The 8,760-nt window shown below is 36.1% G+C and carries 10 protein-coding genes; 2 read left to right on the forward strand and 8 right to left on the reverse strand.

The features are described from left to right. Positions 1-403 precede the first annotated feature (403 nt). The 8 genes from BLT07_RS20175 to BLT07_RS20210 are packed head-to-tail and all read right to left on the reverse strand — an operon-like array spanning position 404 to position 5,733. On the reverse strand, positions 404-1,132 hold the full coding sequence (locus tag BLT07_RS20175) for a hypothetical protein (protein WP_091874352.1): 729 nt from the start codon (positions 1,130-1,132) through the stop codon (positions 404-406). Beyond that, positions 1,129-1,713 carry a hypothetical protein gene (locus BLT07_RS20180; protein ID WP_091874355.1) on the reverse strand — a complete coding sequence of 195 codons (585 nt, stop codon included), beginning with the start codon at positions 1,711-1,713 and terminating at the stop codon, positions 1,129-1,131. The genes BLT07_RS20175 and BLT07_RS20180 overlap by 4 nt, the downstream gene beginning before the upstream one ends. Position 1,714: 1 nt before the next feature. Next, positions 1,715-2,758 carry a D-alanine--D-alanine ligase gene (locus BLT07_RS20185; protein WP_091874357.1) on the reverse strand — a complete coding sequence of 348 codons (1,044 nt, stop codon included), beginning with the start codon at positions 2,756-2,758 and terminating at the stop codon, positions 1,715-1,717. 8 nt (positions 2,759-2,766) lie between these two features. Continuing rightward, positions 2,767-3,483: an NRDE family protein gene (locus BLT07_RS20190; RefSeq protein WP_091874359.1), complete on the reverse strand. Its 717-nt coding sequence runs from the start codon at positions 3,481-3,483 to the stop codon at positions 2,767-2,769. Next, positions 3,471-3,956: a hypothetical protein gene (locus BLT07_RS20195; RefSeq protein ID WP_091874361.1), complete on the reverse strand. Its 486-nt coding sequence runs from the start codon at positions 3,954-3,956 to the stop codon at positions 3,471-3,473. Before BLT07_RS20195 ends, BLT07_RS20190 begins: the two co-directional genes overlap by 13 nt. Before the next feature lie 2 nt (positions 3,957-3,958). After that, positions 3,959-4,612 carry a hypothetical protein gene (locus tag BLT07_RS20200; RefSeq protein WP_139205183.1) on the reverse strand — a complete coding sequence of 218 codons (654 nt, stop codon included), beginning with the start codon at positions 4,610-4,612 and terminating at the stop codon, positions 3,959-3,961. A 34-nt stretch (positions 4,613-4,646) separates the two neighbouring features. Beyond that, positions 4,647-5,210: a YceI family protein gene (locus BLT07_RS20205; RefSeq protein WP_217633365.1), complete on the reverse strand. Its 564-nt coding sequence runs from the start codon at positions 5,208-5,210 to the stop codon at positions 4,647-4,649. A gap of 49 nt (positions 5,211-5,259) precedes the next feature. Further along, on the reverse strand, positions 5,260-5,733 hold the full coding sequence (locus BLT07_RS20210) for an OB-fold putative lipoprotein (protein ID WP_217633366.1): 474 nt from the start codon (positions 5,731-5,733) through the stop codon (positions 5,260-5,262). Between the two features lie 425 nt (positions 5,734-6,158). Here BLT07_RS20210 and BLT07_RS20215 point away from each other — a divergent pair, with 425 nt between their 5' ends. Further along, positions 6,159-6,728 (forward strand): sigma-70 family RNA polymerase sigma factor, encoded by a 570-nt coding sequence (locus BLT07_RS20215; RefSeq protein WP_091874367.1) that lies wholly within the window; start codon positions 6,159-6,161, stop codon positions 6,726-6,728. Between the two features lie 534 nt (positions 6,729-7,262). Further along, a complete protein-coding gene (locus tag BLT07_RS20225; protein WP_091874371.1) occupies positions 7,263-8,573 on the forward strand; it encodes an NAD(P)/FAD-dependent oxidoreductase in 1,311 nt (436 codons plus the stop codon). Positions 8,574-8,760 lie beyond the last annotated feature (187 nt).

Genomic DNA, 8,760 nt, shown 5'->3' on the forward strand with positions numbered 1-8,760 from the left:
TAGCCCTTTTTTCCTTGCATACCTAAAGTTACGATCGATTCCCGGATCGGCAATGATCACGACCGCTTTTTTTCATAACTTGTGCAACAGGCACAATGGCTAAAGCTAATTTTTAGTGTCTAATTAAATTAGCTTATCTATGATGGTAGGGGATAGTTTTCTTTCTGGCTTCATGAATTAGATTCAAACTGGACGTGTGAAAACTTAAATAGTAGGAAGTGGGACTAAAAATATAAATGGTATTCCAAACCGGTGGACTTAATTCCCTGTATTGATTTGGAAGTTGGGCGTTCCTCTCCAGAGTTATTGGGAAAGTTTAAATTAATATGAACTGGAATTTAATTTAAGCTAAAACGTGTCCCACAAATAGGGGGACGCTCATACCGTACTAAGTAGTTAATGTTCACTTTTTATGGTAGATAGAATTCGATTCCATGAATTTTTCAATAGTTTGGGGGTTCATATATCGTTGCTTAGTAACTTCTTCGTCATTAGAAGGGTAAAAGTCATCAGCACCTCTCCATTCTGGTATGTCCAAGGCTGATCTAACATACTGGCTCCAGTCATATAATTGATAGCCTAACCCATGGTTAATGCCAATAAGATCGGTGTTGAATTCGAATTGATCGGTGTATTTCGAATTGAGCAATTTAAAAATCAAGGTTATTAACTGAGCCGTATTCATCGTATCGTATTCCGAAATATGCGCTAATTCATGGCCTAACACTCCTATTTGTGCATTGTACGGAAGGTTGAAAAACAGTATGGGGTCTAATTTCTTATTGGACTTTGTGCTTATGGTAATGACATACTTTCGGTTTTTCCTCTTTTTAAACGTGCTGAGTACTTGGGGTTTCGAAGAGAGCGGTGTTATTCGTTTACGAAAACGAAAGATGATATGAGAAGTTTTTAGCTCAGAATAGAAAGATAAGGCACGAAGAGCCTGTGATTGAATGGCCTTAGGAATTTTCTTGTTTGTAGTAAATTCAAAATATTGATCAGCATCGAAAACCTTGCTATCGAAATTCTTAATGGTAACTTGTGCTTTCGCATTTGAAATTGATAGTAAGAAAAGGAAAAGAGTAGAAATAGTGATTGCTCTTTTTCCTTGAAAATTCATCTTCCAAATCATCGATTGAGCGAAAACAGATACTGCAGTGACAAACTGGCTATCCAATCTTGCGCAACTTCTTCGCCACTGGTAATGGTATTTATCTCTCTTCCAAAACCGGCAGTTATGCCAATTTGAGAGGAAGAATTTTTAATAGGAAAGAAATATCCGGTTTCTAACCAAGGCTGTAGCACTAGGGTATAGGTCGTTCCGGATATGGGACTCGCGTTGGCGTCTTCCCAGTCTATCCATAGGTTCCAAGCATCTAAATTCAGACCCGCCACAATTTTTCCTTTAGCTAAGGGGAAATGACGGCGATACCCAAAAGAACCCCCAAACCCCGAACCTTCTTCATGATCATTTTCATCACTAAAATCTTGACGGTCGGTAAAATTTCCGCCCAGACGAAATAACAAAGAAGAACTTTCTGAAATGTAACGTTCCAAATTTATGGTTGGGATTACACCAGCTGGATATAGTTGGACCGAAACACCAAGATTTGTTCTTTTAACAGGGTTGCCATTTTCCAGATGCTGGGCATTGGAAAAAGAGGTATAAAGGAGGAACCCTATGATAATTTTAGTAATTGGTGCTATTTTCATATTACATCATTTTTAATCGTGCTTCCAGTTTATCATTGGCCCTTAGCATTGCCGTGCCATCTTTATAACTCAGGTAAACGTGTCCATTTTTCTTGTTTATCCTACTGACTTCATAAAGCATTTTCCAATGACGTATGATTTCGTGCCAAGCAAAAAACAACGAATGTTTTGGGTCGTAAATATGCGTCGGCTCGCTACCGGCACCGTTTATTTCTATGATGCTGAAGTTTTCGCCTATTGATAATTCCTCTAAAGAAGTATGAAGGATGTCCAATCTACCATAATAAAATCCTGGAATCTGGGTGCAAATTGAGTCAATAACCTTTAATAGGTTTTTATTTATCCTTTCCGAGGCATCAATGAATTTTGCCCCTCTGGTGTGACTGCCGTACGGCACCAGAATAAATTTTTTATTTTCCGGTAGTATTTTATTTAATTGAAGACCATACATTTTTTTCAAGGCGGTCAGTTGTAAATGACTCCTTGGATTTTGTTTTATCAATTGAAGTAGAGAATCTTTACCATTGCCCGTAACCGACAAAAACTCTTTGGATACAATGCCTGTAATTCTTCCCTTATTTTCATTTGGATAGCGCACGTAAAATATGCCCACTTCATTTGGGTAACCAATAAACTCTTGAACCAAAAAATCCTCTGAATTTCTTCGTATATAGGATTGCAGTCCATTAGTGTCCTTTATTTTTTCTACGCCGAATGCCTTCATCCCAATATCTGGCTTAACAATCAATGGAAAACGTAGGTTTTCGATTAAAATGGTCTCCAAAATTTTAGGTATTGGAGTATTCCGTTTTATCAGGATGGTTTTGGGAATATATTCAGATGGAATCAGGTCATAAATTTCTTTTTTGGATTCCATGGCCATGCCCCCATTCTTAATGGAAGGATTGGCGGCATTAAAAAAGAAAAAAGAACGTGCTTTGATCGCATAGTACAACCACACGGGAAAAATGGGATAATAGATAGCTTCTAGCGCCCAATATTCCCAATGCATCAATTTATAGAACCGCAGTTTCCAATTATTCATTAACAATATTATACATATAGTTTAATACAACTAGTCGTGGTTTTCTCAGCATCGTTTATCAAATCAATATGGGACAAACCCAATTCTTCTTCACTGAACACCGCTTGTGTAATGCTAACGGTTTTTAGACCATCACTGCGATCAATTACAAAACCATGCTCAAAATCGTTGTCATGGCCCATATGAAAGTCAACGATACTATTTTCATTGATCCACTTTTTTTCATTAAGGAATTTGTTGAATAAATGTTCACGTTGCTCAGTGGCCTTTTCGTCGTAAAGCGTGACAGAGGACCAGATATAATTTCTATTTATGTCTAACGTTTTCTGATGTTTTGACTTTCCATCCCATCGCAATTCCAAAAGCCGGGTTCCGTCAAATAGAATCAGTGTAAAGGGTTCAATTCGTGTTAGTTCCATTTCGAAAAAATGAGTGTCAGGCTGTTTGTTACCGATAACCTCTAGCAACACAAGGCCTCTACTCATTCTATATTTTCCGAAGGGTGTATGTTTTTGAAATGCACCGTTTAACAAAACTACCGCCACACCATCTTCTCTTGTGGCAAACCAAGTACCCCCTGCTTTTGAATCTTTCGGATAAATTATCTTATAATTGTTTATGATTTCTTCATTGGGCCGAAAGGCAATAGGTCTCGATGTGTGTTCATCACGATTTGAAGTAATGATACAACCGGTATCAGTCGATATGTAGCTTACTGTGCACATTCGCTTCTATATTGCATGGTTGATGGCGCCACCCCAAATGACTCCGGCAATTGAATATCAGTAAATTCGTTGATGGCCACTTTTATCAAAGCCTGATGGTGAATAGTATGTTCCAAATTGTAAAGCACTTCTCGGAAGTAATTCGATGTTATTTTTTCCTCTGTACCATTTAATTCAAGATATATCAGAAGTTTTCTTTTAGGTTGCTCAAGAGCATTTTGTATCCGTTGAAGCCTGTCAACAGCAAAATGTACGTCTTGCTCAATGCGTTTGTCCCTTTTTCGATTGTCGTAGCAAACTACTGCCGGTGTGTATCCCTCTAACAGACACTGATATAATTCTATGATATGCCTTGAATGTTGGCCTATTGTTGCACCGCTAAGGTTTAAACATGGTCTTGTATAACAATCTCCAGGAAGTTGTAGAAGTACTTCCTTGAATTGTTCTATTGTTTGGATTGAAGACTTGAACATCTTTAATGAATGATTAGTTTTAAGTGATTTTTATAGAGTAGAAATAATAAATAAAATGAAAATCCCAGATAAAGACACCCCAATATAAATGCAATTACATAGCTGTATTCATGATAGTTTTGGAATATATACTTGCCAGCGAAAACGAATATCATAAGTCCTCCGATCGAGCCAATACCGATTCCAGTAATGTATGAAGTATACATGCCTGGTTTACGGTCGAGCCTATTCTTTGCTATCAGAACACTGTTCCATGTTGTCCAGAATGGAATATGCATAGGATTTAGGAAACTCAATAAGAGTCCTAATAAAATTGAGGACTTTAACATTGGGAATAAATTACTCCCGGCCTGAATAGCCTGATCATCTTTCAAAGAAGTAAAACTTGAAACTGACAAATACATGAGTAATGCAATTGCGATTGGTAAAAGATAGAAGAACACCCTATTTCCTAAATCAATTTTCTTTGAATAGGCCAATGTTATTCTAACCACAACCAACTCAACAAAGACAACGGCAAGGGCATACAACATAGCTTCACTTACGTTTTGGAACCCTGCGATTTGAAATGCAGTCATATTTAAGGTACCTAAGGGAAGGGATCCTAAAAAACTAATCAATAATCCGATCAGGAATATTTTTACCAGTCTGTTCATGCCGTTGTATATATAGTTAAAATAGATTCTGGATCTATTCTTTTTGGTATACGGCTTTTACGGTTACCGCTACTTCTTTTGCCACGTTGGTTGATGGCTTTCCTTTGGTAAACGTAACGCCATAATCAGCTAAGACCACGTTCATTTTAGAATCCAGGGTTACTTTGTCACCTTCTACCTTAACGGTAGCTTTTTCATTTAGGGGTTTTGTTTCCTCCTTTATGTTAAGGTCTCCAGCCACAATAACTTCATAAGTACCATCTTTGTCAAAATCAACAGCATCAAGATTGGTAATCTTTCCTGTGAACTTTGCTTTGGGGAACTTCTTTGTATTTAAAAAGTCCTTGCTGTTAAAATGTTTTTGCATCAAGGCTTTTTCAAATTCAAAGCTTTGCATGGGCACGGAATAAACAACATCCCCTGTTGTTGGGTCAAGTGTACTTACCACCTTGTAGTTGTTGGCCGTAATATCCTCCAAGGCAGTATGTGAAAAGAAGCTAATGTGAGCATCTTTACTGACCAATTTGCCGGCATAAGGTTTAAAAGCTGTTAATGTAAATACAGTTATTGCGATAACTACTACTGATAATTTGTTCATCTTTTTAATATTTAATTGTTAGTACTTGTTTTATAATTTTTAGTGAATTCTATTCATTGACTACATCGCATTTTTCCATTATGACATCTTCGTACATATCAAGGTCTGCATCAAAGCCAGCACCCGAACGTATAACACCTTTAATGGTTACCGTCTGACCGATTTCTAAATCTTTTGTACTACGATTGGTCGCTTCTGTAAATGTGCAGCTCACTCCTGCTTTTTCTGAGGTGTCTTTAAGTAGAATCACTTTTTGGTTGTTCTGATCTTTACCTATGGAAAAAATCTTCCCAGTTACCGCTAAGATTTTGGAATCCCCTTCTTCCTCTAGGTATTTTTCATTAGCAATTGTGGCATCTGCCAGGTACTCGTTTACAATTTCCGAGGAAGAGAAACTGTAATCTGTTTTGGCTTCTTGGATGTTACGATGTGGCATATTAAATAAGTAATATGCCACACCTGAAACACCAACCAGTAATAAAACCAAAACACTAACCATAATTTTAATCTTCTTTTTTTTCATGATTGGTTATAATATTTGATCAAATAGACGCTCAACAAGTTTATCCTGACAGCAAGCCCAAAAATTTAGTCGACTAAATCCTGATTCCGCTTATGAACAAGTAGGGCTTAGGAGATGTTTTTCTGCCAGACTTTGCGATTGTAGCCATATAAGTAGTAGAACGAGAGAGAGAAGGAGTTTAAATAGGTGCGGATTATATCTCCAGTAGCATAAATATGATTAGGTAGTATTTGGGTATTGTTATGTCAAAGAGTTCCATTTCAGGATATAACTAAGCTTTTTTGTTATCGGTCGATGAAATAACAATACGGTCATGAAGTATTGTTTTTGGAGGTGGTCAAGAATTAATCCATGAAAGGATTGAATCTATTAAGCGACTTTATGGTCAAGTTTTTTTATTGAACCCAATTGTAGTACATTAACATATGAAAGCAAAAATTGAAGATTGGTTCCACAAATATTCTGATGACCTTTATGGCTGGGCCTATCATAAAACATCTTCAAAGGAAGTTGCAGAAGATCTGGTTCAAGAAACATTTTTGTCCGCGGTAAAAGGCTTAAAGAATTTCCAAAATAAAAGCAATCCGAAAACTTGGTTATTTGCCATTCTGAACAATAAAATTATTGACTATTATCGTAAAAAGGCCAAGGGCGCTGTAGTAAATGATGAACGATTGGAACATAAATATACCGATACTACGGACTCTTTTTTTGATTCAAACCAAAATTGGAAAACTACAGGGCAAGAAGTCTATTGGGAGGAGGAAGTTCATCTATTGGACAATAAGGAATTTAAAAAGGTGATGGATCATTGTGTCAACGTACTGCCTGAAAACTGGCGCCTTGCCGTGATGTCCAAATATATATTAGGGCAGGCCGCCAATGAGATTTGTCAGGAATTAAAGGTGACGCAGTCTAATTATTGGCAAATCATACATAGAGCAAAAGTGATGCTTAAAAAATGTATTGATAACAAGTGGACTAGTTCAAACTAATTTGAAAATGTATGATATTTAGAAGAGTTTTAAGCGCTTTAACCTTTTCATGTAAAAGGATTACGGAAATTACCGAAAAGGAGCAGGTTAACACATTATCTTCAATCGATAAATTTAGGTATGAGCTACATTTATTCATGTGTAAGTTATGCAGGTCTTATGTGAAGCAATCCCAGATAATTGAAAAAGCACTTGGGAATATGTTTGGCACCTCCGATAATGACTCAAAAAGGTTGGACGATTCTGCAAGAAAAAATATATTGGAACAGCTTAAAAAGGAAAATTGAATCTCCGGTATTTTCAATTGATTACCCCTCAATAAAAGTAAATTAGATATGTGATAGAGGCTATACCCTTTTTTGTCTCATTCTCTTACCGTGAATTATATTCTTGTTAAAAACTATCAAATTAAAAGACCCCGTACAGAGCAAGGTTCTTTTAACTTAATGTCAGGTTTCCATCCTATAGACGTCAGTTCATTGAAGACTTTTCAATAGTATATAAATACAGTCAAAATAAACGAAAATTAAGACGATGGGTCCACAAAAAGCATATAACCGACATTTTTGTATTCCAATGAACAATTATCCAAAAATTGTTGTCATTGGGGCCGGTTTTGCCGGGATAAATTTTATTAAAAAACTTGAGAATAAACCTGTTCAAATCATATTAATCGACGAAAATAATTTTCATCAATTTCAACCCTTGTTATATCAAGTTGCCATTAGTGGGTTGGAGCCTGATTCTGTAGTTTCACCGATAAGAAAATTATTTAAATCATGTGTTAATATGATTTACAGAATGGCAAAAGTAGAACACATAGATACAGAAAATAATTGTGTTCAAACTAATATTGGCTTCGTAAATTATGATTATTTGGTTATTGCAACAGGTAGTTCTACCAATTTCTATGGTTCTAAGAGTATAGAAAAAAATAGTATCGGACTAAAAAATATAAATGATGCCATAAATATCAGAAGTTGGATGTTACAAAATTTAGAACTGGCAGTTGAAGGATGTAACAACGAAGAAAAAGAGTCCTTAACCAAATTTGTTATTGTAGGAGGAGGTCCTGCGGGAGTTGAAATGGCAGGAGCCTTGGCAGAATTTAAGAAATATTTGTTACGAAACGATTATCCCGAGATAGAAAGCGATACCATGCAAATTCATTTAATTCAAGCGGGAGATAGAATATTACCGATGATGTCAAGTAAGTCTTCAAAGCATGCCTTAAAAGTTTTGAAAAACTTGGATGTGCAGATCATGTTAAATAGTAGAGTAATGGATTATGATGGAGAAATCATAACGATCAAGATGGAAGATAAAGATATTGAAATTCATACCAATACAGTAATATGGACAGCAGGTGTTAAAGGTAATATTCTCAAAGGGATAGATAAAAAAACTATTGTGGGCAATAGGATAAAGGTAAATGAATTCAATCAAGTCGATAATCTGGATAATGTTTTCGCTATAGGTGATATTGCCGCAATGCTTAGTGATGAAAATCCTAAAGGGCATCCTATGGTTGCCCAAGTAGCGATTCAGCAGAGCCAAAACCTTGCTAACAATATTATTTCCAAGGTAAAGCACGGAAACTTTAAAAGCCCATTTAAATATAAGAACAAAGGTTCAATGGCCACAATAGGTAAAAAAGATGCGGTTGCGGATTTAAAGATCGGTTTTTTAGATGGAAAAATAGGATGGCTCTTGTGGTCGTTCATTCATCTGATCTCAATTACCGGATTTAAAAATAAATTCAAGATAGGGTTCAGTTGGATGCTAAAATATTTTTCTTATGAGAAGGCAAATCAACTTATTATTAGAAAATATACTCGAGATTAAATAGATTTTATAATAGTTTGGCTAAATATGTGAATCTGTTTGTGAAATAAATATAACCGCTTTTTTATGAAGTAAAATTAGTGCTAACAATAGTAACCGTTGCACAAGCCTATAATATCATGAAGGACGGACCTATACAAGCCTCTTGAAGGAGCTTTTCCGTGGCCGGATCAGTATGGGAAAGTCA

This window comes from Pricia antarctica, assembly GCF_900101815.1.
GTDB lineage: Bacteria > Bacteroidota > Bacteroidia > Flavobacteriales > Flavobacteriaceae > Pricia > Pricia antarctica.